The organism is Bradyrhizobium sp. HKCCYLS3013 (genome assembly GCF_051167615.1).
Lineage (GTDB): Bacteria > Pseudomonadota > Alphaproteobacteria > Rhizobiales > Xanthobacteraceae > Bradyrhizobium.
On the sequence record NZ_JBNPTK010000001.1, the window covers coordinates 149,058 to 175,279 of the forward strand.

Here is a 26,222-nt window from a genome sequence, read left to right on the forward strand (position 1 = left end):
TATCGTGCAGCTCAACAAACGATTCGATGCAGATGCCTTGCCCGAAATGGTCGAGCTGCAACGGGAGTTCGGGGTCTTCTCGCTGAGGCATAGTCTACAGCAGTCCTTTGCTTTGCTCGGAATCGTGCCTGCCGATTGGTCCGAGCGGCGGCGCTGGTACAAGTTTCTCGAGTTTCTGAAGACGTATCCATCGGACATCGCCAGCGTGAACGGCCATGATCGTGTGATCCAGGCGTTCAAGGATGATCTGGAGTGCGAAAAGCCGCTGCCGGTCTCGATCGTCTGTCACTCTGCGGCAGAGGATCCCCGTGTCACCGTGTCGGAAGGACGTCCGATCGTTTTCTCCCTCGACAAGCACGTCATTATCTCTATCCCGACGACGCCCGGTCGTGAGGCACGCAAGCAGGCCGCTGAGACCGCACGGGCGAGGCGGGTCGAAAAACGCAAGAAGTGAGGCGACCACGAGGGTCGTCTTCGGAGACGAGGCTCTTTGCTCGATTCCCCTGTTCTGACGTCGATGTCTATCGCGCCGTGCCGTCTCGAGCGATCACCGACCCGGTTCGGTGCTGATGTGCGTGAGAAGCTGAGCGCTGCCTTGTGCCGTTCAGCTTCACTGTCCCATTGGCGCCAGATCGCCCTTGATGGTCCGGAGAAAAGAAGGCACCATGACACCGGTGCATTCTGCGCTATCGGGAGGAAGCCGTTATGGGAGCGATGATGAAGGACAGCACGACGCTCGACGTCGTGGTTCAGTTCAACAAGCGGTTCGAGGCTGACGCGGTGCCGGAGATGGCCGAGTTGCAGCGCGAGTTCGGGATCTTTTCTGCCGAGCATGGCCTGCAGCGCTCGTTCACCTTGCTTGGCATCGTGCCTGCCGACTGGAATGAGCGCCGTCGCTGGTACAAATTCCTGGATCATCTCAAGACCTATCCTTCGGACCGCGACGGCGTAAATGGTCACGATCGAGTCGTCGAGGCTTTCAAGGAGGATCTGGAATCGGGCGCGCCGTTGCCGATCTCGCTCGTCTGTCATTCGGCCGCCGATGATCCGCGCGTCACTGTCTCTCGTGGACGGCCTGTCGTCTTCGCGTCCGACGTGCACGTCATCGTGTCGATTCCGACGACGCCCGGCCGCGTCGTGCGACAGCAGATTGCAAAGACGGTGCGGGAGCGGCGCGCTCGAGAGCTCAGCATGCAGTGAGCGCCAGATCTGCCACACGCACGGCGAAGGACGTTCCGAGCCTCGGCTTGATCCAGGCGGACGTCGATGCCTATTACTCTGCCTGCGTTGCGCGTCACGGCGCAACGCCGCGCGGCGTTGACTGGTCGTGCGAGGCGACGCAGGGCCTGCGCTTCGTGCAACTGATGAAGCTGTGCGACGTGTCGGCGCCGTTCAGCCTCAATGACATCGGTTGCGGCTATGGCGCGCTGGTGCCGTTTCTTGAATCGCGTTTTGCGTCCTGTGAGATTGACTATCTCGGCATCGACCTGTCCCGCGCCATGATCAGCCGGGCGCGGCGCCGCTTTGCCGCCCCCTTGCGGCGCTTCGTCGTCGCGTCGGAGAGCCCGCGCATCGCCGACTATTCGGTCGCCTCGGGCATCATGAACGTCAACGTCGGCTATTCGCGCGACGCCTGGGAAGGCTACATCAAAGCCATGTTGCAGCGCATGTTCGCGACCAGCCGGCGCGGCTTTGCCGTCAATTTCATGCGAGCGGCCGCTGATGAGGAGCAGGACGGCGATCCCGCCAAGGCGCGCCTGTATCGCACTACGCCGGACGTTTGGGCCACCCACTGCGAGCAGGAGTTTGCGGCGGCCGTCGAGGTCATCGGCAACTACGGGATGAAGGAGTTCACGCTCCTGGTGCGCCGCCTGACTCATGCCGCCCCGTCGCAAGCAGGGCTCTCGCACTGATGTCGGCTGTTCCGTCGCTATCCTCGCAGACAGATCGCCGCAGCGCCGCCGTCGAGCGTGCTGTGGACGTGCTGATCTCCTCGCGAGGTCACGCCGATCCAACGCGGCTGGAACGCGCCTGTGCGCTGCTGCGCCAGCGCGCGCCGCTGCATTGGGTTGAACGCTCGGGCGTTCGTCCGTTCCGGGCGGTCACGCGCTATGCCGACATTGTCTCGATCGAGACACGGAGCAATGAGTTTGCCGCGGGCCCGCGCACCTATCTCGCCAGCGAGACCTCCGAGGCCGTGCTGCAGCGTGTCACCGGCAAGCCGCAACTCGTGCGCAGCCTGACCGAGATGGATCCGCCGGATCACGGCGTTTATCGCGGCATCATCCAAGGCGCCTTTGCGCCGCCGGTCTTGCGCGAGATGGAGACATGGCTGTCGCAATGGGCCGCCGAGATCATCGACCGGGTTTCCGCGCGCGGCGCCAGTTGCGACTTCGCAGGCGACGTGGCGCTGCCCTTCACCTTCCGGGTGATCGGCCGCATGCTGGGCACGCCGGAGGCCGACGATGCCCGGCTTGCGCGGCTCGCTCAGGCCTTCGTGGGCGCCGAGGATCCGCGGCGCCGTCTCGCCGAGGCGCCGGGCGATACGATGCGGATGGCCATGCTGGCGCTGCGCGATTATTTCGAAGCCGTCGTGGCCGACCGGCGCGCCCGACCGCGCGACGATCTCGCCAGCCTGATTGCGCATGCCGCGCCGCATGGCGCGGCAATGCCGCATTACGAGCTGATCTCCTACTTCATCCTGCTGGTCACGGCGGGCCACGATACGACGGCGCTCGCATTGGCGGGCGGCCTGGCGGCGCTGCTCGCGGCGCCCGAGCAGATGGTGCGGCTGCGGGCCGAGCCCGAGCTGCTCGATCCGGCGATCGAGGAAATGCTGCGCTGGACCTCGCCGGTGCGGCACTTCATGCGCACCGCGGTCTGCGACACCGAGGTCGGGGGGCAACGCATTCGCGAAGGCGATGCGCTGGCCTTGTTCTTCCATTCGGCCAATCGCGACGAGACCGTGTTCGAGGACGCCGGCGCGTTCCGGATCGATCGCAGTCCGAACCCGCACATCGCCTTCGGCCGTGGTCCGCACATCTGCATGGGACTGCAGCTGGCGCGGATGCAGATGCGGGCGCTATTTGCGGAGCTGCTGCGCCGGACCGAACGGATCGAACTCGCCGGGCGGGTGCGCCGGGTGCGGTCGCCCTTCATGAGCGGCGTCTCCAGCCTCCCGGTTCGCATGAGCTTTCGCGCGCTGCGCAAGGAGGCGGCTGCATAGGCCTCACCGCCGCGCCTTGAAGAACTCCTTCAGCATCTGCGCCGCCTGCTGCTCGCCCACCGCCGAATAGACCTCCGGGGCGTGATGGCAGGTCGGCGCCGTGAAGAAGCGCACACCCGACTCGACCGCACCGCCCTTCGGATCGGCGGCCCCGTAATACAGCCGTCGGATGCGCGCGAAGGAGATCGCGCCAGCGCACATCGTGCACGGCTCGAGCGTGACGTAGAGGTCGCACTCGACCAGCCGCTCGCTGCCGACGACCTGGGCCGCCTGCCGCAGTGCCAGGATCTCGGCGTGGGCGGTCGGATCGCGGTCGGTCAAAGTGCGGTTGGCGGCGGTGGCGATGACCGCGTTGTCACGGACGACGACGCAGCCGATCGGCACCTCGCCGGAAATTGCGGCCGATTCGGCCGCTTTCAGCGCCAAATCCATGAAAGAAGGGCTGTTCATGGCTCGTCACGCCCGCCCAAGTCTGCTACTGGATCGCCCTTCAGCACAACCGGACCCCGATTTCCTGCGTGACATGCGCTGCTTCAGAAGCGCGCGGTTCACGCGTCGTCCTGCACCTCGAAGTGAGACCTTCATGCCCCGCACCACCGACAAAGACAACGATTCCCGCGGCCGCCGCGGCGGCGCCCCGCGGGGGCGGTCCGAGGGCGGCAAAGGACGCTCGGGCGCCGCGCGTGGGCCGGAAAAGAAGTTCGCCAAGCGCGGCTTCGGCGACAAGGAAGCGGGTGGCCGGGGCAAGCGCTCCTTCGACGAGGGCCGCGCCCCGCGCCGCCGCGACGACGGCGATGCGCCGCGCAAATCCTTTGGCGACAAGCCGCGCTTCAACCGCGATGAGCGGCCGCGCGGCGATCGGCCCTATGCCGCTCGCCCGGCGCGGTCGGGCGATGGCGAGAAGCGCGCCTTCAAGCCGCGTGGCGACCGGCCGAAATTCGATCGCGACGAGCGGGGCGGCGAGAAGCGTCCCTATACGCCGCGCGCCGGCCGCGACGAGGCTCGTCCGGCGGGGCGATCGTCCGAGCGCAAGTTCGGCGAGCGCAAGCCCTACGCTCCGCGGGAGCGCGATGGTGAGAAACGCCCCTATACGCCACGCGGCGAGGGCGCGCGTGATCGCGGCGACCGGCCGCGCACCGAGCGCAGCTTCGGCGACCGTCCGCCGCGGACCGGCGATCGCCCTGAGCGCAAGTTTGGCGGAGAGCGCAAGTTCTCTCGCGGCGCTGAAGGCGATCGGGGCGAGCGCAAGTTCGGTGCCGGCGCGCGCGGGCCGCGCAAGGAGTTTGGCGACCGTCCCTCGCGCGGCGAGAGCAAGCCGTGGCAGAAGCGCGGCGCGGATGGCGATCGCCCGGAACGCAGCCCGCGTCCGCCGCGCGAAGGCGGCCGCAGCTTCGATCGCCCGCGCACCCAGCGCAGCAGCGAGGATCGTCCGAAATTCGACAGGCCCAAATTCGACAAGCCGAAGTTCGACCGCCCGCGCGATCGGGGCGAGGAGCGCAGCTTCGACCGGCCGCGCCGTCCCGAGGGGCGCACCGACTGGCAGGAGCATCCGCGCAGCGAACGCCGTGGCCGCGACGGCTTCTCCGAGCGGCCGCGCCGCGACAATGAAGACGACAGCAAGGTCTTCGCCAAGCGTCCGGCGTTCGGCGGCCGCGGCGCCTATCGCGAGCGCAAGCCCGAGACCGACAAGCGCAGCGCCCGCGTTGCCGCCGAGCCGGCCGCACCGAAGAAGGCCGGCGAGCGCATCGCCAAAGTGCTGGCCCGCGCCGGCCTCGCCTCGCGCCGCGACGCCGAGGAGATGGTCACGCAGGGCCGCGTGACGGTGAACGGCCGCGTCATCAACTCCCCCGCGCTCGATGTCACCGAGAATGACGTGATCCAGGTCGACGGCGCGCCGCTGCCGGAGCGCGAGCGCACGCGGCTGTTTCTGTATCACAAGCCGCGCGGGCTGATGACGACGCACAGCGACCCCGAGGGGCGGCCGACGGTGTTCGACAATCTGCCCGAGGGCCTGCCACGGCTGATCTCGATCGGCCGACTCGACTTCAACACCGAAGGGCTCTTGCTGCTCACCAATGACGGCGGCCTCGCGCGCGTGCTGGAATTGCCGGACACCGGCTGGACGCGGCGCTATCGCGTCCGCGCCCATGGCGAGATCACACAGGCGCAGCTCGATCAGCTCGCCGCGGGCGTCGAGGTCGACGGCGTCAAATACGGCCCGATCGAAGCGACCTTGGAGCGCGATCAGGGCGCCAATGTCTGGCTCGTCGTCGCGATCCGCGAGGGCAAGAACCGCGAGGTGCGCAACGTGCTCGCGCATCTCGGCCTCGAGGTTAATCGCCTGATCCGCGTCTCCTACGGTCCGTTCCAGCTGCTGGAGCTGCCCGAGGGCGAGGTGCAGGAAGTCAAGACGCGGGTGCTGCGCGAGCAGCTCGGCGAGAAGGTGATTGCGCAGTCGGGTGCCGATCTCGGTCCTGCGGGCAAGGGCAATCGCGAGCCGTTGCCGGACCCGAAGCCCAAGCCGAAGCGCGAGGTCGTCGCCGACCGCAAGGGCCGCCGCGTGCTCGTCCAGCGTACCGGCAGCGAGGAAGCGCGCGAGCGCCACGAGGCCGAGGCGCGTTTCCCCGGTCCGCCGCGGCGGCCGAAGCGCGGCTATCACGGCAAGCGCGATATCACGCCGCAGGATGACGAGTAGGGTGTTACGATGCGTGTCGTCGGCGGACGGCTGAAGGGCCGCAACATCGCTTCGCCTGCGTCGCGTGACATCCGGCCGACGCAGGACCGGCTGCGCGAGGCGCTGTTCAACATCCTCGTCCACGCCTACGAGGATCCGATCGAGGGCGCACGCGTGCTCGATTTGTTTGCCGGCACCGGCGCGCTCGGCATCGAGGCGACCTCGCGCGGCGCGGCGTTCACGCTGTTCGTCGACAACGGCGCCGAGGCAAGGGCGCTGCTGCGCAACAATGTCGAATCGCTCGGGCTCGGCGGCGTCACCAAGGTCTACCGCCGCGACGCCACCGATCTCGGACCGGCGCATCCGGTCGAGCCGTTCTCGCTGGTGTTCCTCGATCCGCCCTATGGCAAGGGCTTGGCCGAGAAGGCGCTGGCCTCGCTGCGCGACGGCGGCTGGCTCGTGCCATCGGCGCTGCTCGTGGTCGAGGAGTCCAAGGCTGCCGCGTTCAAGGCGCCCGAGGGGTTCGAAGAGCTCGAGCGCCGCGCTTACGACGACACGGAGTTCGTGTTCCTGCGCCGGTCCTGATCCTCGCTCGCTGTCGCCCCTGCGAACGCAGAGGCCCATAGCCACAGGATTGCGTTGGGAGGCTGGCTGCTCGTAACGTCGTTCATGTCCCTGACTGCTGCTGCGGCGTATGGGTCCCGGATCGGCGCCGCCGGACGGCGCTACGCGCCGCCGGTGGCTTGTCCGGGACGACACCGGATTTGTAGCTATCGTCGTGGCCTCAATCGTAGCCGCTATCTCCTCCCAAACAGCTTCTCGACATCCGCGAGCTTCAGCTCGACATAGGTCGGGCGGCCGTGATTGCACTGGCCCGAGTTCGGCGTGTCCTCCATCTCGCGGAGCAGCGCATTCATCTCTTCCGGCTTGAGGCGGCGGCCGGCGCGGACCGAGCCGTGGCAGGCCATGGTGGCTGCGACGTGCATCAGGCGGCGCTCCAGCGGCAGCGCCTCGCCCCATTCCTCCATGTGCTCGGCGAGGTCGCGCAGCAAGCCTGCGGCATTGATCTTGCCGAGCAGCGATGGCGTCTCGCGCACGGCGACGGCGCCGGGGCCGAAGGATTCGATGGCGAGGCCGAACGAGGCCAGCTCATCGGTGCGCGCGAGCAGTGACTCGACGGTGGCTTCGTCGAGCTCGACGATGTCCGGGATCAGCAGGATCTGCCGCTGCACGCCATGCGCCGCCAGCGAGGCCTTGAGCCGCTCATAGACGATGCGCTCATGCGCGGCGTGCTGGTCGACGATGACGAGGCCGTCGCGGGTCTGTGCAACGATGTAGGTGTCATGGATCTGGGTGCGCGCGGCGCCGAGCGGACGGTCGAGCAGGTCAGGCGTCGCCGGCTGCTCGTGCAGCCGAACGTCGGCGCGCGGGCCGCCGACGTCGAACGCCGCTTGAGAGGATTCCGCAAGCCCGAACGACCCGAGATCTGGTGAGGGCGCCGCCGCAGGGAAGGAGCCGCCGAAATGCGGCATCACCGGCGCCGACGGCGAGCGCTGCCAGTCCCAGTTCATCGGACCGACGTTGGGCCGCGGCGGCGCGAAGGCCGGGCGGAATGCGGCGATGGTCGCGCCGCCGTCATTGGCCGCGGTGCGGCGGCCTTCGCGGGCGAGACCTTCCTTCAGCGCGTGGATGATCAGCGCGCGCACCAGGCCGGCATTGCGGAAGCGCACCTCGGTCTTGGCCGGATGCACGTTGGCGTCGACCTCGCGCGGATCGAGCGTCACAAACAGCGCCACCAACGGATGCCGGTCACGCGGCAGATAGTCGGCATAGGCGGCGCGCACCGCGCCGAGGATCAGCTTGTCGCGCACCGGGCGGCCATTGACGAACAGATACTGGCCGAGCGCATTGGCGCGCGTCAGCGCCGGCGCCGCGGCGAAGCCTTCGACGACAACGTGATCGCGCTCGCTGCGCACCGCGATCGCATGGCTGCGGAAGTCGGCGCCGAGGATGTCGCCGAGCCGCGTCAATTGGCCCGGCGCGCCGGGCAGCGCGGCGGCCCAGGTCACCGGCGCGCGCTCCTCGCCGGCGAGGGTGAAGGCGATGTCGGGCCGCGCCATCGCCAGCCGCCGCACCACCTCGCGGATCGCCTCGGCCTCGGTGCGGTCGGTTTTGAGGAACTTCAGCCGTGCCGGCGTGGCGTGGAAGAGGTCGGCGACCTCGACGCGGGTGCCTTGGTTCAGCGCGGCCGGCACGATCGGGGACTTGTCGCCGCAATCGACTTGAAGCGCCCAGGCGTGCGGCTCGCTTTTGTGTCGCGTCGTGATCGACAGCCGCGCCACCGAGCCGATCGAGGGCAGCGCTTCGCCGCGGAACCCGAGCGTGCGGATCTGCAGCAGGTCCTCGTCGTCGAGCTTGGAGGTCGCGTGGCGCTCGACCGCGAGCGCGAGATCGGCCGCGGTCATGCCGCCACCGTCGTCGGTGATCGCGATCTTTCGCCGGCCGCCACCATCGGTGAAGATGTCGATGCGGCTGGCGCCGGCGTCGATCGCGTTTTCGACCAGCTCCTTGACGACGCTCGCGGGCCGCTCGACCACCTCGCCGGCGGCGATGCGGTTGACGATCTGTTCGGGGAGCTGGCGGACGGGCATGGTGCGAACGAACTTGAAAGCTGGCTGGCTTGGATCTTGAAGGCGCGCGGCGCTGCGGCGGCCACGCTGCAAATGTGGGACGAGAATAGCTTTTTTCATGCGCTGCGGCAGAGAAAAGCAACCTTCTCCAACGGGATTGTGAGGCGGGCGGGGCCAGTATATCGTTTCGCAAAAATAACGATCAGCCGGAGGAAGACCATGTGCCATCTGTTCGCACACCAGCCTCAGCGCGATTATGAGTCGCAGACCCGTAGTTTGCGGATCGGCGGCCATAGCACGTCGATCCGGCTCGAAATGGCGTTCTGGGACACGCTCGAGGAGATCGCCGCCAAGGAAGGCATGAGCCTCGCGAAGTTCGTGACCACGCTGTACGCCGAGGTGCTCGACCACCACGGCGAGGTGAGGAATTTCGCCTCGCTGCTGCGCTGTTCCTGCCTGATCTATCGGGCGAAGGCGACCGCCGCGGTGCCGGATTTTCGCGCGCCGGCCGCGATCATGGACGCGGCGGAGTAGCCACGCGTCTGCTGTCTCGTCTCCCTCCCCCGCCTGCGGGGGAGGGCGGGGTGGGGGCGCCACACGGGCAGTCTTTCCTGCGCGCGCTTCATGGGCAGTCTTTGTGGAACGTTCCCCCACCCGCATCGCATCTTCGATGCGATGCGACCTCCCCCGCAAGCGGGGGAGGCGCTGACTGCATTCGCGGCGGGTGAGGTGCGCACCCATCACGCGTTGCCAATCAGATCTCCTTCTTCTGCATCGCTCCGGCGATGTAGTCGGCCTGGCGGATCGCCAGCGCCACGATGGTGAGCGTCGGATTGCACGCCGCGCCGGTGGTGAACTGGCTGCCGTCGGAGACGAACAGGTTCTTGATGTCGTGGGTCTGGCCGAACTTGTTGACGACGCCGTCCTTGGCCTTCTCGCTCATCCGGTTGGTGCCGAGATTGTGCGTCGAGGGATAGGGCGTGGTCGGGTAGGTCACGGTGGCGCCGACCGCTTCGTAGATCGCCGAGCCTTGCTTGTAGGCGTGGGCGCGCATCGCGACGTCGTTGGGGTGGTCGTCGAAATGCACCGAGGCCACGGGCATGCCGAACTTGTCCTTGGCGACCGGATCGAGCGAGATGCGGTTGGTCTCCTGCGGCATGTCCTCGCCGACCAGCCACATGCCGGCCATGCGCGGATAGGTCTCCATCGCCGCGGTGAAGCTGCGGCCCCAGGCGCCGGGGTTGAGGAACGCCGCCATGAACGGCAGGCCGAGCGACAGCGTCTCCATCTCATAGCCGCCGACGAAGCCGCGCTTCGGATTGAACGCCGCCTCGTCGCGCACGATGCCGGCCATCGTGGTGCCGCGATACATGTGCACCGGGTTTTCGAACGTCGCATAGACGCTGCCGGTCATGTGCCGCATGTAGTTGCGCCCGACCTGGCCGGAGGAGTTGGCGAGGCCATCCGGGAACATGTTCGAGGCGCTGTTGAGCAGGAGGCGCGGGCTCTCGATCGAGTTGCCGGCGACCGCGACGATGCGGGCCTTCTGCAGCTGCATCTTGCCCTGGCTGTCGGCATAGACCACGCCGGTCACCTTGCCGGAGGCGTCATGCTCGATCTTGATCGCCATGCTGCCGGATCGCACTTCGAGATTGCCGGTGGCCTCGCCCTTCGGAATCTCCGTGTAGAGCGTCGACCATTTCGCACCGGACTTGCAGCCCTGGAAGCAGAAGCCGATCTGCTGGCACGAGCCGCGGCCGTCGCGCGGCTGCGAGTTGATCGCCATGTTGCCGGTGTGCACGGTCTTGTAGCCGAGCTTGCGGGCGCCGGCTTCGAGCACCTTGAAATTGTTGTTGCCGGGCAGGCCGGGAATGTCGTTGGTGCGGGTCACGCCCATCTTGAACTCGGCCTTGGCGTACCACGGCTCCATCTCGGCGAGCGTCACCGGCCAGTCCATGAGGCTCGAGCCGGGGACGCCGCCATAGGTGGTGCGGGCCTTGAACTCGTGCTCGTCGAAGCGCAGCGAGGCGCCGGCCCAGTGCACGGTCGAGCCGCCGACCGCCTTGACAATCCAGGCCGGCAAATTGGCGAAGTCCTTGGCGACACGCCAAGTGCCCGAGGTCGTGCGCATGTCGGTCCAGGCGAGCTGGGTGAAGCTCTCCCATTCGTCATTGATGAAGTCCGGAATCTCGTAGCGATTGCCGGCCTCCAGTATGACGACCTTGATGCCCTTCTGGGCGAGCTCGTTCCCGAGCGTGCCGCCGCCGGCCCCCGAGCCGATGATGACGACGACGCTCGAATCGTTCTGGTCGAATTTTGCCATGGTGGTGTCCTCCGTGTTCTCTTCGTTGTTCGCCGGCGTCAGGCTTTCGGCAGCCAGTCGATGTCGGAGAAGCCACGGTTGATGTAGCCGCCATGCTCGGCGGAGGAGCCCTCGTAGCCGAACTTTGGCCAGAGCTCTTTCTGATTGTAGAGCGACACCACGAGGTCGCCGCGCAGGGTCTTGAAGAACGTGGTCTGCTCGATGCCCTGGAGCAGCGCGACGCGGTCGGCCTCCCACGGCACCTGCGCATAGGGCACCTTGTGGCGATCCTTCGCGTCCTGATCGAGCCGGGCGACGCCGTCATTGATCATCGCCTTGACCGCGGCATCTTCCGCCGCCTTGCCGTCCCACGGCTTGACCGCGGTGATGTAGTAGCGGTCGGCGAGGAAGTCGTGCGGGTAGATGTCGCGCGCGACCTTCACCAGCGTCTTCAGCGTCGCCGGCGTCAGCGCCTTGGCATCCTCGGCCCAGGCATCGGTGATCCCCAGCCCGGTGGCGGAGGCGACAGCGGCGGCCGGCACGGTCGAGGCCGCGCCCTTGAGAAAAACGCGGCGGTCGTATTTGTTGCGGCGATCGACTTCTCTCATGGGTATCCTCCGTGGGTTTTTTGCTTATGTATTTGCGTCGTTCTGCGGCTAGCCGAAGCGGCCGCCGCGCTGGATGACCTCGATCTTGTAGCCGTCGGGGTCGCTGACGAAGAAGAACCGCGCCAGCGTCGCCCCATTGTGCTTGAAATCGCGCAACGGGCCCGGCGCCAGCTTCTCGCGCTCGAAGCGGGCATGCTCGGCATCGAGATCGTCGACGACGACGGCGAGATGGCCGTAGCCGTCGCCGAGCGTGTACGGCTCCTTGCGATCGTAGTTCACGGTCAGCTCGACCTCGAAGGGCGACGACGGATGGCGCAGATAGATCAGCGCGAAGCCGTCGAAGCGGAGGTTGTCGGCGATCTCCAGGCCGAAGGCGCGCTTGTAGAAGTCGAGCGCTTTCGCTTCGTCGAAGACGCGGATCATGGAGTGTACGGGCTTGGCCATCTCAATTGTCCTTCAAATAGTTGATGATCGTGGCGCGCACGTCGGGCTTGGCCTGGCGATAGGCCATCACGGCGCCGGGGATCAGCTCTTGCGGATTGGTCAGCCAGGCGTCGAGCTTGGCCTCGTCCCAGGTGAAATCGGCCTTGGCGAAGCCGGCCGAATAGCGGAAACCTTCGATCGAGCCGGCGCGGCGGCCGACGATCTTCGACAGCGGCGGCCCCTGCCGCATCGGCTCGGCGCTGCTCAGCGTATGGCAGACGCCGCATTGCTGCTTGAACAGGGTGGCGCCGTCGACGGGCTTCGGCGCGGGCAGCGTCATCTGCGCCGACGCGATCGTGGTGCTCAGCACCGCGCCAATGAATGCCCCGCACAGAAGAAGCGCATCTTGCGCCGCACGCCGTCCCGCCATCGTTCCTCGCTCGCAATTTTTCCGGAGCGTAGGTCGCAGGGGGCGCGCCGTGGTAGTAGCCGGCTGTTTCAGCGGGAACAAAGCGTGCGCAGCAGTCGTGCGCGCCGCAGGAATGTCAGCGTTGCGGACTAATCGTCGAAACGGCGCGCGCCGCGCCCCGCCTTGACGTCGCTGCGGAGCTTCTTGCCTTCGAGCCGGCGCTGCTTGGAGCCGAAGGTCGGCTTGGTCGGGCGCCGCACCTTCGGCCGCACCATCGCTTCGCGCAGCAGCGTGACCAGCCGCTCGATCGCATCGGCCTTGTTGCGCTCCTGGGTGCGGAAGCGCTCGGCCTGGATCACGATGACGCCATTCTTGGTCATGCGCTGGCCGGCCAGCCGCGCCAACCGTGCCGCGGCATCCTCCGGCAACGTGATGCGGCTGGTGTCGAAGCGCAGTTGCGCCGACGTCGACAGCTTGTTGACGTTCTGGCCGCCAGGGCCGGAGGCGCGGACGAACGAGATCTCGATGTCGTTCTCGTCGATGGCAAGGTCGCGGGAAATCCGCAGCATGGAGCACCAGGGGGAATCGAGGCTTTCGCGTGCACCATAGCGGTTTTAGGGGCGGCGTGCGCGGGTTCGCGTCGACGGCACCGTTGACCCGGGACAGTCATCACAATCTCCGCTGTCATCCCGGCGAACGCCGGGATCCATACCCCAGGGAGCAGTTTGGGGCAGGCGGGTCATTGACATCTCGTCCCCATCATTTCGGCTGCGGCGTATGGGTCCCGGATCTGCGCGCGCCTTGCGCGCTTGTCCGGGACGACAGCGGTTGGTGTGGCGGACTTCACGGTTCAAACAGCGGGGACGATCAGCTAGGACACGGCTTCGCGCTCTCGCGGCATGCCTGCCCGAGGCTTGCATCGTCGTGGCCCTCGCTGAGAATGCAGAGGGCGCGGGGAATGCCGGGCGCTGGCCGCACCCATGGCCCGCCTGCGAAAAAAATGCAGGCGGCAGGTACCACAGGTTCAGCCGAGGCATCCCGGCATTCCCCGCGCGACGGTCTTCACGCTTATACGCGCTCTCCTCGGTGCACCGGGCTTGTTGGCCACCGTCGCCCGCCGGATCATCATCACCGGCGAGCTTGGCATCAGCGTCGGGATGCCAGGACCACGCGACTTCACGTCCGCGACAGATCGTTCGTCCGCGCCTTCGCTCAGAAGACGCTGCGATCTCTCGCGGCCATCGCATCCCCGCCTCGCGTGTCGTGACGATCGCGATGCGCCCCTCTGCGGTGAGGCGGGATAAGGAGAGTTGATCATGAATTCGGAAAAATAGCAAGATAATTATTCGTATGTGACGTCGGTGTGTTGGCCCCGCTGTCGTCCCGGGCAAGCCGTCGGCGCCGCGAAGCGGCGTCGATGGCGCCGACCCGGGACCCATACGCCGCAGCAGATGTGAGGCGCGAGATGCCCAAAACCAGCCTGCCCCAAACACCTCCCTGGGGGTATGGGTCCCGGCTCAAGGCCGGGACGACACCATTTTTGTCGATGCCGCGGTGGGAAGCCACGAGCAGCCGTCATGGCCGGGCTTGTGCAGCCTGCGCGGCTGAAGTCGCTTTGGAGTGGCGAAGGCTCGGCCATCCACCTGCGTCAATTGCCCCAAAACGTGGATGCCCGGGACAAGCCCGGGCATGACGTCGCCATTGATAGTTATTCTGCGTCGTTGAAGGCGAGCGCGCCTTCGCAAGCTCAGTTCGTCTTCGTCACCGGAGCCGTGACTGGGGCTTGCGCCGGTTCGGCGGCCGCCTGCGGCGTGCGGCCGACGACGGCGGTCAGCAGGCCCTGGCTCCAGAGCTGCTTGGCGGCCTTCTTGGCGTCATCGAGCGTCACCGCATTCACGATCTCGCTGCGCTTCTCGATGTAGTCGATCGGCATCTTGTCGAGCTGATATTGCAGCATCGCCTGCGCCAGCTTGGAGGAGGTGTCGAGCGCCAGCATCTGCGAGCCGTTGATATAGGACTTGGCCTCGTCGAGCTCCTGCTGGGTCGGGCCTTCCTCCGCCATGCGGCGGATCTCCTGCTCGACGGCCGCGATGGTCTCGCCGGCGCGGTCGAAGCGGGTGGCGGTGTTGCCGATGAACAGCGCCGAATGATCCATCCACAGCAGCGCGTCATAGACGGAGTAGGCGAGGCCGCGCTTCTCGCGCACCTCCTTGTAGAGCCGCGACGACAGGCCGCCGCCGCCGAGGATGTGGTTGACCACATAGGCCGCCATGAAGTTCGGGTCGTGGCGGCGGATGCCGGGACCGCCGAAGGTAATCACCGTCTGCGGCACGTCGAGCGGCACCAGCGCGCGCTGCGGCGGCCTGGTGGCGACGACGTCGGGCACCGGCGTCAGCTGAGCCTTGGCCGGCAGGCTGCCAAACGTCTGGTCGAGCAGCTTGCCGAGCGTGACCGGGTCGACGTCGCCGACCACCGCGACCTTGAGCGTGTCCTTGGCGAGCACGCGGCCGACATAGGCCTTGAGATCGTCGACGGTGATGGTCGGCACGCTGTCCAGCGTGCCGTTGGCCGGACGGCCGTAGGGGTGGTTGGGGAAGGCAAGCTCGAGGAACTTGCGGCCCGCCAGCGAGCTCGGATTGGTGGTCTCGCGGCGCAGGCCGGAGATCACCTGCGAGCGGATGCGCTCGACGTCGGCGCTGTCGAAATGCGGCGACGTCAGCGCCGTCCGCAGCAGCTCGAACGCCTCGTCCTTGTTGTCGCGCAGCATGCGCAGCGAGCCGCGGAATTGATCGCGCGAGATCTGGAAGGAGAGCTCGATGGCGCGGCGGTCGAGCCGCTCGTGGAAGGTCTTGGAGTCGAGATCGCCGGAGCCTTCGTCGAGCAGGTCGGCCACGAGATTGCCGACGCCGGGCTTGCCGACCGGGTCCTGCGAGGCGCCGCCCTGGAACGCATATTCCATCGCGATCAGCGGCACGGTGGCGTCCTGCACGAACCAGGCTTCGATGCCGCCGGGCGACACCAGGTGCTGGATCTTGGTCGCCGCATGGGCGGCAGGAGCGATCGTGAGCGCGGCGGCGCCGACGGCGAGCGCGCAGGCGAAGCGGCGGGCGAAGGTCATTGTGTTCATCACGACCGCTTCTCCTCGCGCTTGGCCGCATTGTCCTTGATCAGATAGCCGGTGACCGAGCGCTTCTTCTGCAGCCAGGTCTGCGCGGCGGCGCGGACCTGCTCGGCGGTCACGGCCCGGATGCGGTCGGGCCAGCTCCTGATGTCCTCGATGCTGAGACCTGTGGTGAGGCCGCCGCCATACCAGCGCGCCATGGTCGCCTGGTTGTCATTGGCGTAGATCGCCTCGGCGATGAGTTGCGTCTTGACGCGTTCGAGGTCCTCGGCGCGCACCGGGTTCTGTGCGATCTCGGCGATGACGCTGTCGACGACAGCCTCGACCTGGGCGAAATCGACGCCCGGACGCGGCGCGACCGCGATCGAGAACTGGCTCGGATCGAGCGACGTGCCCTGATAGGACGCGCTGGCATTGACCGCGAGCGGCTTGTCGACGACGAGCGCACGGTAGAGATAGGAGTTGCTGCCGCTGCCCATCAGTTGCGCCAGCACGTCCAGTGCGGCCGACTGGCCGGGGGCAGCCGTGGTGGCCGAGGGCACCAGATAGAAGCGGCGCATCGACGGCTGCTCGACATGCGGGTCGGCCAGTGTGACCGTGCGCGGCGCCACCGGCTCGGGCTCCTGCGGCCGCAACCGGCGCGCGGGGATGTCGGGTTGCGCGGGAATCTTGGCGAAGGTCTGCTCCACGAGCGGGCGCACTTCCTTGGCGTCGGTGTCGCCGGCGATCACCAGGATCGCGTTGTTGGGCGCGTAGAAGCGGCGATAGAACGCCAGCGCATCCTCACGGCTGAGCTTCTCGATCTCCGGCCGCCAGCCGATGACAGGGCGGCCATAGGGGTGGTTGACGTACAGCGCCGCCATGATCTGCTCGTTGAGGCGCGCTTCCGGCGAGTTGGCGACGCGCATGTTGTACTCTTCGAGCACCACGTCGCGCTCGGGCAGCACGTTCTCGTCCTTCAGCACGAGGCCGGTCATGCGGTCGGCCTCGAACTCCATCATCTTCGGCAATTGATCGCGCGGCACGCGCTGGAAGTAGCCGGTGTAGTCGACCGAGGTGAAGGCGTTCTCATTGCCGCCGATCTTCAGGACCGTCTTGGAGAACTCGCCGGCGGGATGCTTCTCGGTGCCCTTGAACATCAGATGTTCGAGAAAGTGCGCCAGGCCCGACTTGCCGGGCGTCTCGTCGGCGGAGCCGACCTTGTACCAGATCATCTGCGTCACGACCGGCGTGCGGTGATCCTGGATGACGACGACCTGCAGGCCGTTGGGGAGGGTGAAGCTGGTGGGGGGCTCGGAGGCGAACGTCGTTTGCGCCGAAGCGCCGGCCGTGAACGCGATGAGGGAGACGAGCGCGGCGGCGACGGATTTGAACCGGTGCGAGGACATCATGATCCTTCTGGAGGCCCGCAGGGAGGGGCGATCGGGTTTGAGCGCAGCATGCTACATCGCGCCGGACGGCGCCCGACGTCACAAAACGGCGACATCGTGCCGCCGCGAGACATTAAATTTCGCTAACGCCAGCGAAGCCGGCATCTCCGGGCGAACGGGGCGGTGCCGCCGTCACCGTTCCTTGCCGGTCATGATGTCCATCTGCTTGCCGCCGATCGGCTCCTGCTTGCCGGTGCCGTAGGCATAGCTCGGCGACGGCGTCTGATAGCCGGGCGGCGGCTGGGTCAGGCTCTCACGCTGCGGCTCGCTGGTGAACGGCTTGGTCTCGCTGTCGCTGCCCTTGAACATGCCGAACAGGCCGCCTTTGAAGCCCAGCTGTGAGGGGCTCATCATCGGGTTGTTGGCGACGCCGGGCTGAATCGGCTCAGTCGACTTGGCGGCGGCCGTCCGCCCCATCTTCATCTCGGCCGGGGTCAGCGGGCGGGCCGCATTGACCGGATCCTTGTTTTCCTTCTTGCGCGCGGCGGCCGCGGCACGGCGTTGCTGCTCGTCGGGGTCCTTCGGCCAGTTCGGCGCGGTCGCCTGCGCCGCGGCGGCCGGCGGCGGCAGATCGAGCTTGGGCGGCACCACCAGCGGCGACCGCTCGCGGTATTCGATGGAGGGCGTCTCCATGTTGGTGCCGCCGAGGCCGCGCATCAGATTATCGATGATCTTCTCTTCGAAGGTCTTGTCGTCTTCCTCGTCGTCCTGGGCACGGGCGGCGCCGGCGGCCATGACGAGGCCGATGCCGAGCGCGACGGCGGACAGCCGCAGGGCGCGAATGGCCGCGTGGGTCACGATCCGGCCGCTGACTTCGGTCTTGCGCATGGCTTTTCCCGTCCTCGCTTGTGCAGTGCTCGGGCTCCGACGAACCGGCCGCGAATCCACCGATTTGGACGCTCGCCGCAGGCGGCTGGTCCGGTCACCGCGCCAGTCCCGAAAACGTGAAGAACCTCAGGCTCTTGGCTCCGGGACAGCACCGGCCGGTATCGACCCCGATCAGGGCGCTTTTGCGGCATGAGCCCCGAAGAAGGAGTCATACAGCAGGCCCGCCACCCCGGCAACGATGGCCACGTCGGCCATGTTGAAGATGTACCAGTTGTAAACCGTGCCGCCGATCTGGATGTGGAACAGCGCGAAATCGACCACCGCACCATAGGCCAGCCGGTCGATGGCGTTGCCGATGGCGCCGCCGATGATCAGGCCGAGTGCCGCCGTCGCCAGCTTGCTTTCCGCACGCGCCATCCAGATGGCGAGGGCGACCACCGCGACGGCCTTCACCGCCATCAGCCCATATTGCGCCAGCATGCTCTCGCTCTGCAGCCAGCCGAAGCTGATGCCGATGTTCCAGGCGAGGTAGAGGTCGAAGAACGGGGTGATCCTGACGGTGCCGCGGTTGGGCAGGTCGAACACGTACAGCAGCCACAGCTTGGAGGCCTGGTCGATGACCAGGGTGGCGAAGCCGGCGATGAGGCCGAGACGGAGGCGAGGGGTCATTGCAAGCCGGTGAGTTGACCACCAAGCCGGCCGCAAACACAGCTGTCGTCCCGGCGAACGCCGGGACCCATACCGCGGACGGCCGATTGGTGAAAAGGACTCGGAGTCATCAGTCTTTGCCTACCAAGACGGCCGGTGGTTATGGGTCCCCGCGTGCGCGGGGACGACGGCGGAGTGTGACGCGCGATCGCGCATCACACGCCCACCCCCAGCGCCTTCCATTCGCGCAGCGCCTGCGCGTCGCGCGGGGACACGTCGGGATAGTCCTTGTCGTCGCCGACGCTCTCCAGGATCTTCCAGGAGCGGGCGCACTTCTTGCCCACGGCCTTCTCGACGACCACCGCCACACCCGGCACCGCATCGAGCCGGAACGCATCGGCCGGCGCGTCGCCCTCGCGGACCTCGTAGTTCGAGGTGATGCAGACCTCGGCCAGATCCGTATCGAACAAGGTGCCGAGCAGCGCGCGGTCGGCGACGTAGATGATCGGCGAGGCCTCGAGCGAGGAGCCGATGGTCTTGGCGGCGCGGGCGAGCTCCAGCGCGCCGGTGACGACGCGCCTGACGTTGCGGATGGTCTCCCACTTCGTCGCGAGCGCGTCGTCGCGATAGCCGTCCATCGCCTCCGGGAACAGCGTCAGATGCACCGACGGCTCGGCGTCCGGCCTGTACATCCGCCACGCCTCGTCGGTGGTGAAGGACAGCACCGGCGCCAGCCATTTCAGGACGGCATCGCAGATCAGGTCGATCGCGGTCAGCGCCGCCTTGCGCGCCACCGACGACGGCGGATCGCAATACAGCGTGTCCTTGCGGATGTCGAAATAGAACGCCGACAGCTCGGTGTTCATGAACGCCGCGAGGGTCGCGATCACGGTCTTGTAGTCGAACGCGGCATAGGCGCGGGTGATGGTCTCGGCCTGCTGCGAGAGCTGATGCAGCATGAGCCGCTCCAGCTCCGGCATGTCCGCGAACGCGACCGCATCGCCGCGCTTGTAGTGGTGCAGGGTGCCGAGCATCCAGCGGATGCTGTTGCGCAGCTTGCGGTAGGTCTCGATGGTGTTCTTGAGGATCTCCGGGCCGATGCGCTGGTCGTCGGCATAGTCTGTCGCGCAGACCCAGAGGCGCAGGATGTCGGCGCCGGAGTCCTTGATCACCTTCTGCGGCTCGACGGTGTTGCCGAGCGACTTCGACATCTTGCGGCCGTTCTCGTCGAGCGTGAAGCCGTGCGTCAGCACGACGTCATACGGCGCGCGGCCGCGGGTGCCGCAGCTTTCCAGGAGCGACGAGTGGAACCAGCCGCGATGCTGGTCGGAGCCTTCCAGGTACATCACCGTGTCCCGGCCGCCATCGACTTTGCGCTTGATGCCGGCGAGGCCGGGGAAGTGCACGGGGTCTTCGAGCACGAAGGCGTGGGTCGAGCCGGAGTCGAACCAGACGTCGCAGATGTCGTCGACCTTCTTCCAGTCCTCGTTGGCGCGTGAGCCGAGGAAGCGCTCGCGCGCGCCGTCGGCGTACCAGGCGTCCGCGCCTTCTTTTTCGAAGGCCTCCGCGATGCGGGTGTTGACGGTCTCGTCCTGCAGGATCTCGGCGGAGCCGTCGCCGGTCTCGCGCACGAACACCGCGATCGGCACGCCCCAGGCGCGCTGGCGCGAGATCACCCAGTCCGGGCGGTTGGCGATCATGCCGTTGATGCGGTTCTGGCCGGCGGCCGGCACCCATTGCGTGACCGAGATCGCGCGCAGCGCGCGGGCGCGCAGCGTGTCGCCGGATTTCGCGTGGCCATGGTCCGCGATGTCCTTGTCCATCGCGATGAACCATTGCGGCGTGTTGCGGAAGATCACCGGCTTCTTGGAGCGCCAGGAATGCGGGTACTGATGCTTCAGCCGGCCGCGCGCGAGCAGCATGCCGGCCTCGGTCAGCGCCTTGATGACGGCCTCGTTGGCGTCGCCCTTCTCGCCCTTGTCGTTGATGACGCGTTTTCCCGTGAAGCCCGGCGCATGGTCGGTCAGCGCGCCGTTCTCGTCGACGGTGTAGGGGATGGTGGTCGCAATGCCTCTGCCGTCGAGCTCGCGCCCATGCGCCATCCAGACGTCAAAATCCTCGCGGCCATGGCCGGGCGCGGTGTGCACGAAGCCGGTGCCGGTGTCGTCGGTGACGTGGTCGCCGGGCAGCAGCGGCACGGTGAAGCCGTAGCCGCCGGCGAGGCCCTTCAGCGGATGCGCGCATTCGACGGCGTCGAGCGTGTCGCCGGGGACGTCGCGCAGCCTGTTGTAGCTCGTGACGCGCGCCTGCTTGAACACGCCGTCGGCCAGCGCATCGGCCAGGATCAGCTTGTCGCCGGTCTTGGCCCAGTTGTCAGCCGGCGCGTCGGTGACCTCGTAGAGGCCATAGGCGATCTTCGGCGAGAACGAGATGGCGCGGTTGCCGGGCAGGGTCCAGGGTGTGGTGGTCCAGATCACCACCGCGGCGCCGGCGAGCGCGCCATGCGCCGGCGAGGTCACCGGAAACTTCACCCACACCGTATCGGACTGATAGTCCTCGTACTCGACCTCGGCCTCGGCGAGCGCGGTCTTCTCGACCACGCTCCACATCACGGGCTTGGAGCCGCGATACAGCGTGCCGTTGGCGGCGAACTTCATCAGCTCGCGGGCGATCTGCGCCTCCGCCGGATAGGTCATGGTGGCGTAGGGATGATCCCAGTCGCCGATGACGCCGAGACGCTTGAACTCCTCGCGCTGCACGTTGAGCCAGTGATCGGCGTAGGCGCGGCACTCCCGGCGGAATGCAACCATGGCGGCGGAGTCGCGGAAGTCGGGCTTGGTCTTGCCCTTCTTGCGGTAGTTCTCCTCCTCGATCTTCCACTCGATCGGCAGGCCGTGGCAGTCCCAGCCGGGCACGTAGTTGGAGTCGTGGCCGAGCATCTGCTGGCTCTTGGTCACGACGTCCTTGAGGATCTTGTTCAGCGCGTGCCCGATGTGGATGTTGCCGTTGGCATAGGGCGGGCCGTCGTGCAGGACGAATTTCGGCCTGTTCCTCGCGGTCTCGCGCAGCTTGCCGTAGAGGTCGATGTCACCCCAATATTTCAGGATCTCCGGCTCGCGCTGCGGCAGGCCGGCGCGCATCGGGAATTCCGTCTGCGGCAGGTACAGGGTCTTGGAATAGTCCTTGGCGTCGGATTTTTGGGCGTCGGGCTTTTGCGGCTTTTCGGACATCGTGATCTGGCTGGCTGAGCTTTAAGAGGGCGCTGAGACGCGATTTCGATCGCGGGCGGCGGAACGAGCAGAGACATCCCGGTCTTGCGCCGAGCTCGAAGCTCAGGCGGAAGCCGGGCCGCTAATGCCGATGATGCGCCGTATCAACATGGGGCTCCCTCATAGCAGCCGCGCCGCGAAATCGCAAAGCGCAGTTCGCGGGGAGGCGGTCAGCCGATCTCGCCGAGCCGGGGGAAGAGGCCGGGGGCGGCCGCCAGCAGGGCGCGCGCCCGCGCGCTGTCGTCGTCCATCTGCCGGATCAGGGCCTCGATCGAGGTGAATTTGGCCTCCTCGCGGATGAAGCCGATGAAGGCGACGTCCAGGACCTCGCCGTAGAGGCTGTCCTTGAAATCGAACAGGAAGGTCTCGAGCAGCGGCGCGCCGTTGTCGAAGGTCGGCCGGCGGCCGAAATTGGCGACGCCGTCGATCAGCACCCGGTTCGCGCCGCGGCCGCGGCCGACCCGCACGGCATAGATGCCGTGGCGCAGCCCGCAATCGCGGTCGAGCCGCATGTTGGCGGTGGGGTAGCCGAGATCGCGGCCGCGCTTCTCGCCGTGGATCACCTCCGAGGTCACGAACCAGGGGCCGCCGAGCATGGCGGTCGCCTCCGTGACCTGGCCCTCGGCCAGCGCCTCGCGGATCGCGGTGGAGGACACCGGCCGCTCGTCGATGTCGACATGGGCCTGGATGTCGACCTCGATGCCGAGCTTGGGGGCCTCGTTGGCGAGCAGGCTGGGCGAGCCGACCCGGCCTTTGCCGAAATGGAAGTCGTAGCCGACCGCGATCCCGGAGACGCCGAGCCGCCCGATCAGGTCATGGTGAATGAAGTCCTGCGCCGAGGTCTGGGCGCGGCCCTTGTCGAAGGTCATGACCACCGCCCCGGCCAATCCCATTCCGGCCAGCAGCCGCAGCTTGGCGGTCTCGTCGGTCAGCCGGAACTGCGGGGTATTGGGGCTGAAGAAGCGCCGCGGATGCGGCTCGAAGGTCAGCGCCAGCGCCGGCCGCCCCTTGGCCTTGCCCATGTCGACCGCCGCCCCGATCACGGCCCGGTGGCCAAGATGGACGCCGTCGAAATTGCCCATCGCCACCACCGCGCCCTTGAGGATGTCCGACGGCGGGGTGGAATCGCGGATGATCTTGAAATCGGGCATGTGACGGAAATGTCTCGCAGATTTCGGTGGGCCGCCGGCGGGCGGGGATTGCCCTGACGGTGGGCGGCCGGCCCCGCGAAGTCAAGCCGAAGGGGTTCCTCCGCTCATGCAGCGCAGCAATAGCGACATGCAGCCGCAGCGCAGTTAACGCGCTGTTTAACGGCTGATGCTACTGCTCAGAGCGGATGGCGGGGTCGGTTACGACCCGTGCCGCAAGAGCGTTTTTGTAACAGTCTGCGCGTTGTGTTCGCGTCTGGGGGAGTCAAGATGGCGGTTGATTTGACGATGCCGGTGCTCGTCGTCGACGATTACAGCACCATGATCCGTATCATCAGGAATCTTCTCAAGCAGATCGGATTCGAGGACATCGACGATGCCAGCGACGGCTCGATGGCCCTCAACAAGATGCGCGCCAAGAAATACGGGCTCGTGATCTCCGACTGGAACATGGAGCCGATGACCGGCTACGACCTGCTCCGCGAGGTCCGCGCCGATCCGAACCTGGCGACCACGCCGTTCATCATGATCACGGCGGAATCCAAGACCGAGAACGTGATCGCGGCCAAGAAGGCCGGCGTGAACAACTACATCGTCAAGCCGTTCAACGCCGCGACCCTGAAGACCAAGATCGACGCGGTATTCCCGGACATGGCGACGGCCTGACGCCCGCCTGATCCGCTCTCAAATGAAAGACGCCCGGCACCCGGCCGGGCGTTTTTCGTTTCGGGATCAGGTCACCACTTCAGCTCGCGCATCAGGGCGCGCGGCGGGTGGCCGAACAGCTCCTTGACCGACGCCGGGTCGAGCTGCTCGACGCCGGCGAACTCCTCGGAATGGATGCCACGGGTGACGAACAGGCAGTCGATGCCGAAGCCGTGCGCGCCGGCGAGATCGGTGCGGACGGAATCGCCGATCGCCAGCACCTCCTCGCGCGCGACCTTCCGGCCGGCGTGCTGCTCGGCGAGCATCATGGCGCGCTCGTAGATCGGCCGGTGCGGCTTGCCGTAGAAGATCACCTCGCCGCCGAGCTCGCGGTAGAGCTCCGCGATGGCGCCGGCGCAGTAGATCAGCCGGTCGCCGCGCTCGACCACGATGTCCGGATTGGCGCAGATCAGCGGCAGCTTGCGCTCGCGCGCGCGCAGCAGCATCGGCCGGTAGTCCTCGGCGGTCTCGGTCTCGTCGTCGTAGAGGCCGGTGCAGATGATGTAGGACGCTTCTTCGAGCGGCGACAGCGCCAGGTCGAGACCGCGATGAATGGAATTGTCGCGCTCGGGGCCGAGCCAGAACACCTTGCCGCCGGGATGATCGGCCACGTAGTGGCGGGTCAGGTCGCCGGAGGAGACGATGGCGCTGTAGACCTCGTCGGCGACGCCGAGCTTGCGCAACTGGCGCTGGACCGAATCGGCCGGCCGGGGCGCGTTGGTAATCAGGATCACCGTACCGCCCTGGCGGCGAAAGTGGTGTAGCGCGTCGCAGGCGTCGGGGAAGGACTCCAGCCCGTTATGGACCACGCCCCAGATGTCGCTCAGCAGCACCTGCTTGCGGCCGACCAGATCGCGCAGCCGCTCTTCGAAGCGGAGAACGGTCATGGCAGCCGGCTGATTTCAGAGGGTCCCGGCGGCACGGCGGGCGAGGGCGGCATTGCCGCTGCGCGTCGAAGCATTGGTGTGTGACGCGTCCAGAGAGGTGGTGCCGGCGGCATTGGGGTCCTGAATCTTGATATCCTGCCCGCCCGATGGGCCGGCGGCGGCCTCGCCGGTAGCAGATGCGCCCTCGGGTCGCAATGGGCGGGGCGGCGCGAACAGGAAGCCCTGGCCGAAGCGGACGTCGTAGTCGAGCAGGTCGACGACGCTGTTCTCGCCTTCGATCCGCTCGGCGATCAGGTCGATGCCGAAACGGCCCAGCAGATCGGAGAGATCGGTCGGGTGAATGTCGGAGGCCGAGCTCTGCTTGGGGTCGAGCAGCAGCGCGGCCGGGACCTTGATGAAGCGGACACCGCGATCGGCAAGCTCGCGCGGCTCGAACCGGAGGTCGGTGACATGGTCGATCGAGAAGCGGTAGCCGCGCTGGGCCAGGGCCGCGAGATGCTCGGCCCCGGTCGGGCCGAGGCTGCGCAAGGTCGACTGCTTGAATTCGAGCACGAAGGACGGCGCCAGGGCGCGATTCGCTTCGAGGAAATCGAGGCATTGTGAAAAGTTGGCGGGGCTGCTGAGGGTCGCCGCGGAGATGTTGCAGAAGATGCCGACGTCCTTGTTGCGAACCATCAGGCGGCGCAGCACCTGGACGCAGCGAAGCAGAACCATGTGGTCGATGCGCCCGACCAGGCCGGCGGCTTCCGCGATGCCGATGAAGTCCTCGGCCGCGACCACCTGGTCGCGCTCGTCGCGAAGCCTCGTCACCGCCTCGTAGAAGCGCACCTTGCGCTGCGGCAGCGTCACCAGCGGCTGCAGGTAGATGTCGAGGCGGTTGTCCTCGATCGCGCCTTTGACCGCGGCGAGGATCTGCGGCTGGCTGCGCGGCACGGCGGGGGCAACCGGCGCCGACGGAGCCGGCGTCGTGATCTTGGAGGCTACTGGTACGGCAGTGACCGCCGGGGCCTGCGGTTTGGGCGGCAGGGGGGCGGCAGCCGATGCCGCGCTGAACGTGCCGGGAGTCTCGGGCATCCTCTGCTCGATGTCGCTCGGCGGCAGCGCGGTCATCTCGCGCGCGCCGCTGGAGGCAGCGGCCGCCGGGAGCGGATGATCGGCCTCGCGAACCATGCCGGCAGCAGCTCCCGGCGGTGTTGCCGGCGGGATCGCCGCGATCAGGTCTTCATGCTGGGCCACGGTGACGGCGAGCTGCTTCATCAGTCCGCCGAGCTCGTTGATCTCGCCGATCACGCCCTGCAGGCGATCGGCGCTGACCGAGCTCGAGGACACGATGCGTCCCTCGACCGCCGACAGGCGTCGGCCGAACTCGGCGACCTGGCGCGCGAGGTCGGCGGTGCCGCGCGACAGATCGGCGATCTGGCTGCCGATATCGGTGCGGTCGCGCAGCCGCATCGACACGGCATTGTAGAGAATCAGGAACGTCAGTGCGGCGAGCGCGACGATCGCGGATTCCGAGCCACTGATGCCGGCCACCGAATACAGGATCAGGCCGAGCGAGGCTGCGACCAGAACCATACAAATGGCAATGAAAATCGTGGAGATACGGATCATGCTGCGCGACGCTCCCAACCGAATGCAACCTTAGCACTTCTGTTGATTCGCGAGGATAGTCGGCGGGATTCAAATACCGGGAGAGGCCGATGATTTCCCGTCTGCGTGTCATTTACGCAAGTTCACCGGGGAAAGCGGAGTGTCATCGTAGTGTCGCCGACCCGTAGAACACCGGGGAAAGCGCCACGCGGACTCCAGACACATTGAGACATGCGCGCGATGCCCATGAGCTGATCAACGGGTGTTGCTGATCAACTCAACCGAGCCGGTGATTCTTCGATGTCCGTCGAACCGCGCCTGTCG

23 protein-coding genes are annotated in these 26,222 nt (G+C 67.0%); 8 read left to right on the forward strand and 15 right to left on the reverse strand.

Translation table 11 applies throughout. The features are described 5' to 3' along the window. Positions 1-4 precede the first annotated feature (4 nt). The 4 genes from ACQR1F_RS00670 (at position 5) to ACQR1F_RS00685 (ending at position 3,226) form a co-directional block, all read left to right on the forward strand. Entirely contained in the window at positions 5-454 is a 450-nt protein-coding gene (locus ACQR1F_RS00670; protein WP_315801927.1) for a hypothetical protein, read from the forward strand. 263 nt (positions 455-717) lie between these two features. Continuing rightward, positions 718-1,200: a hypothetical protein gene (locus ACQR1F_RS00675; protein WP_434863867.1), complete on the forward strand. Its 483-nt coding sequence runs from the start codon at positions 718-720 to the stop codon at positions 1,198-1,200. Between the two features lie 47 nt (positions 1,201-1,247). Further along, positions 1,248-1,913 (forward strand): class I SAM-dependent methyltransferase, encoded by a 666-nt coding sequence (locus ACQR1F_RS00680; protein WP_434891729.1) that lies wholly within the window; start codon positions 1,248-1,250, stop codon positions 1,911-1,913. Continuing rightward, complete coding sequence (locus ACQR1F_RS00685; protein ID WP_316236850.1) at positions 1,913-3,226, forward strand: cytochrome P450; 1,314 nt, start codon at positions 1,913-1,915, stop codon at positions 3,224-3,226. The genes ACQR1F_RS00680 and ACQR1F_RS00685 overlap by 1 nt, the downstream gene beginning before the upstream one ends. A 3-nt stretch (positions 3,227-3,229) precedes the next feature. Here the strand turns inward: ACQR1F_RS00685 and ACQR1F_RS00690 are convergent, their stop codons facing one another. Beyond that, a complete protein-coding gene (locus ACQR1F_RS00690; RefSeq protein WP_315801931.1) occupies positions 3,230-3,676 on the reverse strand; it encodes a nucleoside deaminase in 447 nt (148 codons plus the stop codon). Between the two features lie 133 nt (positions 3,677-3,809). On the opposite strand from ACQR1F_RS00690, the gene ACQR1F_RS00695 reads away from it, so the two are divergent. Further along, a complete protein-coding gene (locus ACQR1F_RS00695) occupies positions 3,810-5,921 on the forward strand; it encodes a pseudouridine synthase (protein ID WP_315801932.1) in 2,112 nt (703 codons plus the stop codon). A gap of 9 nt (positions 5,922-5,930) precedes the next feature. Then, positions 5,931-6,485, forward strand: a complete 555-nt coding sequence (rsmD, locus tag ACQR1F_RS00700) for a 16S rRNA (guanine(966)-N(2))-methyltransferase RsmD (RefSeq protein WP_316179448.1) — start codon at positions 5,931-5,933, stop codon at positions 6,483-6,485. Positions 6,486-6,697: 212 nt separating this feature from the next. Here the strand turns inward: rsmD and mutL are convergent, their stop codons facing one another. Further along, positions 6,698-8,551: a DNA mismatch repair endonuclease MutL gene (gene mutL, locus ACQR1F_RS00705; protein ID WP_315801934.1), complete on the reverse strand. Its 1,854-nt coding sequence runs from the start codon at positions 8,549-8,551 to the stop codon at positions 6,698-6,700. Positions 8,552-8,749: 198 nt separating this feature from the next. Between mutL and ACQR1F_RS00710 the strand changes: the two genes are divergently transcribed. Continuing rightward, positions 8,750-9,064, forward strand: coding sequence for a ribbon-helix-helix domain-containing protein (locus ACQR1F_RS00710; protein WP_316217224.1), 315 nt, complete (start codon positions 8,750-8,752; stop codon positions 9,062-9,064). Positions 9,065-9,284: 220 nt separating this feature from the next. On the opposite strand, the gene ACQR1F_RS00715 is transcribed toward ACQR1F_RS00710, so the two are convergent. The 11 genes from ACQR1F_RS00715 to ACQR1F_RS00765 all read right to left on the reverse strand — a co-directional run bounded on the left by ACQR1F_RS00715 (position 9,285) and on the right by ACQR1F_RS00765 (position 22,719). After that, positions 9,285-10,853: a GMC family oxidoreductase gene (locus tag ACQR1F_RS00715; protein ID WP_434845673.1), complete on the reverse strand. Its 1,569-nt coding sequence runs from the start codon at positions 10,851-10,853 to the stop codon at positions 9,285-9,287. Positions 10,854-10,891: 38 nt separating this feature from the next. Then, the gene (locus ACQR1F_RS00720; RefSeq protein WP_315801936.1) at positions 10,892-11,440 is read right to left on the reverse strand and encodes a gluconate 2-dehydrogenase subunit 3 family protein; all 549 of its coding nucleotides are present in this window, start codon (positions 11,438-11,440) and stop codon (positions 10,892-10,894) included. Between the two features lie 48 nt (positions 11,441-11,488). Continuing rightward, positions 11,489-11,884, reverse strand: coding sequence for a VOC family protein (locus ACQR1F_RS00725; protein ID WP_434863871.1), 396 nt, complete (start codon positions 11,882-11,884; stop codon positions 11,489-11,491). A 1-nt stretch (position 11,885) separates the two neighbouring features. After that, positions 11,886-12,203, reverse strand: coding sequence for a c-type cytochrome (locus tag ACQR1F_RS00730; RefSeq protein ID WP_316179823.1), 318 nt, complete (start codon positions 12,201-12,203; stop codon positions 11,886-11,888). A 218-nt stretch (positions 12,204-12,421) separates the two neighbouring features. Then, positions 12,422-12,841, reverse strand: a complete 420-nt coding sequence (gene arfB, locus ACQR1F_RS00735) for an alternative ribosome rescue aminoacyl-tRNA hydrolase ArfB (protein WP_006610408.1) — start codon at positions 12,839-12,841, stop codon at positions 12,422-12,424. Between the two features lie 1,178 nt (positions 12,842-14,019). After that, complete coding sequence (locus tag ACQR1F_RS00740) at positions 14,020-15,399, reverse strand: M16 family metallopeptidase (protein ID WP_315801938.1); 1,380 nt, start codon at positions 15,397-15,399, stop codon at positions 14,020-14,022. Continuing rightward, positions 15,399-16,784 (reverse strand): M16 family metallopeptidase, encoded by a 1,386-nt coding sequence (locus ACQR1F_RS00745; RefSeq protein WP_315801939.1) that lies wholly within the window; start codon positions 16,782-16,784, stop codon positions 15,399-15,401. The genes ACQR1F_RS00740 and ACQR1F_RS00745 overlap by 1 nt, the downstream gene beginning before the upstream one ends. A 171-nt stretch (positions 16,785-16,955) precedes the next feature. Continuing rightward, positions 16,956-17,651, reverse strand: a complete 696-nt coding sequence (locus ACQR1F_RS00750; RefSeq protein ID WP_315801940.1) for a hypothetical protein — start codon at positions 17,649-17,651, stop codon at positions 16,956-16,958. Positions 17,652-17,822: 171 nt separating this feature from the next. Next, entirely contained in the window at positions 17,823-18,320 is a 498-nt protein-coding gene (gene lspA, locus ACQR1F_RS00755) for a signal peptidase II (RefSeq protein ID WP_434873260.1), read from the reverse strand. A 194-nt stretch (positions 18,321-18,514) separates the two neighbouring features. Then, positions 18,515-21,529, reverse strand: a complete 3,015-nt coding sequence (gene ileS / locus ACQR1F_RS00760; RefSeq protein WP_434912374.1) for an isoleucine--tRNA ligase — start codon at positions 21,527-21,529, stop codon at positions 18,515-18,517. Positions 21,530-21,738: 209 nt separating this feature from the next. Then, positions 21,739-22,719: a bifunctional riboflavin kinase/FAD synthetase gene (locus ACQR1F_RS00765; RefSeq protein WP_434912375.1), complete on the reverse strand. Its 981-nt coding sequence runs from the start codon at positions 22,717-22,719 to the stop codon at positions 21,739-21,741. Positions 22,720-22,986: 267 nt separating this feature from the next. Here ACQR1F_RS00765 and ACQR1F_RS00770 point away from each other — a divergent pair, with 267 nt between their 5' ends. Next, positions 22,987-23,382: a response regulator gene (locus ACQR1F_RS00770; RefSeq protein ID WP_006613531.1), complete on the forward strand. Its 396-nt coding sequence runs from the start codon at positions 22,987-22,989 to the stop codon at positions 23,380-23,382. A 71-nt stretch (positions 23,383-23,453) separates the two neighbouring features. Here ACQR1F_RS00770 and ACQR1F_RS00775 read toward each other — a convergent pair whose 3' ends face one another. Both ACQR1F_RS00775 and ACQR1F_RS00780 read right to left on the reverse strand, forming a co-directional pair. Then, the gene (locus ACQR1F_RS00775; protein WP_315801944.1) at positions 23,454-24,308 is read right to left on the reverse strand and encodes a TIGR01459 family HAD-type hydrolase; all 855 of its coding nucleotides are present in this window, start codon (positions 24,306-24,308) and stop codon (positions 23,454-23,456) included. 15 nt (positions 24,309-24,323) lie between these two features. After that, positions 24,324-25,919 (reverse strand): EAL domain-containing protein, encoded by a 1,596-nt coding sequence (locus tag ACQR1F_RS00780; RefSeq protein WP_434894492.1) that lies wholly within the window; start codon positions 25,917-25,919, stop codon positions 24,324-24,326. Between the last annotated feature and the right edge of the window lie 303 nt (positions 25,920-26,222).

Coding starts and splice junctions, on each gene's coding strand:
- ACQR1F_RS00715 (WP_434845673.1), bottom strand. CDS start 10,853: ATGGCAAAATTCGACCAGAACGATTCGAGCGTCGTCGTCATCATCGGC.
- ACQR1F_RS00720 (WP_315801936.1), bottom strand. CDS start 11,440: ATGAGAGAAGTCGATCGCCGCAACAAATACGACCGCCGCGTTTTTCTC.
- ACQR1F_RS00675 (WP_434863867.1), top strand. CDS start 718: ATGAAGGACAGCACGACGCTCGACGTCGTGGTTCAGTTCAACAAGCGG.
- ACQR1F_RS00765 (WP_434912375.1), bottom strand. CDS start 22,719: ATGCCCGATTTCAAGATCATCCGCGATTCCACCCCGCCGTCGGACATC.
- ACQR1F_RS00740 (WP_315801938.1), bottom strand. CDS start 15,399: ATGAACACAATGACCTTCGCCCGCCGCTTCGCCTGCGCGCTCGCCGTC.
- rsmD (WP_316179448.1), top strand. CDS start 5,931: ATGCGTGTCGTCGGCGGACGGCTGAAGGGCCGCAACATCGCTTCGCCT.
- ACQR1F_RS00730 (WP_316179823.1), bottom strand. CDS start 12,203: ATGACGCTGCCCGCGCCGAAGCCCGTCGACGGCGCCACCCTGTTCAAG.
- ileS (WP_434912374.1), bottom strand. CDS start 21,529: ATGTCCGAAAAGCCGCAAAAGCCCGACGCCCAAAAATCCGACGCCAAG.
- mutL (WP_315801934.1), bottom strand. CDS start 8,551: ATGCCCGTCCGCCAGCTCCCCGAACAGATCGTCAACCGCATCGCCGCC.
- ACQR1F_RS00745 (WP_315801939.1), bottom strand. CDS start 16,784: ATGATGTCCTCGCACCGGTTCAAATCCGTCGCCGCCGCGCTCGTCTCC.
- ACQR1F_RS00685 (WP_316236850.1), top strand. CDS start 1,913: ATGTCGGCTGTTCCGTCGCTATCCTCGCAGACAGATCGCCGCAGCGCC.
- lspA (WP_434873260.1), bottom strand. CDS start 18,320: ATGACCCCTCGCCTCCGTCTCGGCCTCATCGCCGGCTTCGCCACCCTG.
- arfB (WP_006610408.1), bottom strand. CDS start 12,841: ATGCTGCGGATTTCCCGCGACCTTGCCATCGACGAGAACGACATCGAG.
- ACQR1F_RS00725 (WP_434863871.1), bottom strand. CDS start 11,884: ATGGCCAAGCCCGTACACTCCATGATCCGCGTCTTCGACGAAGCGAAA.
- ACQR1F_RS00695 (WP_315801932.1), top strand. CDS start 3,810: ATGCCCCGCACCACCGACAAAGACAACGATTCCCGCGGCCGCCGCGGC.
- ACQR1F_RS00770 (WP_006613531.1), top strand. CDS start 22,987: ATGGCGGTTGATTTGACGATGCCGGTGCTCGTCGTCGACGATTACAGC.
- ACQR1F_RS00780 (WP_434894492.1), bottom strand. CDS start 25,919: ATGATCCGTATCTCCACGATTTTCATTGCCATTTGTATGGTTCTGGTC.
- ACQR1F_RS00710 (WP_316217224.1), top strand. CDS start 8,750: ATGTGCCATCTGTTCGCACACCAGCCTCAGCGCGATTATGAGTCGCAG.
- ACQR1F_RS00690 (WP_315801931.1), bottom strand. CDS start 3,676: ATGAACAGCCCTTCTTTCATGGATTTGGCGCTGAAAGCGGCCGAATCG.
- ACQR1F_RS00775 (WP_315801944.1), bottom strand. CDS start 24,308: ATGACCGTTCTCCGCTTCGAAGAGCGGCTGCGCGATCTGGTCGGCCGC.
- ACQR1F_RS00750 (WP_315801940.1), bottom strand. CDS start 17,651: ATGCGCAAGACCGAAGTCAGCGGCCGGATCGTGACCCACGCGGCCATT.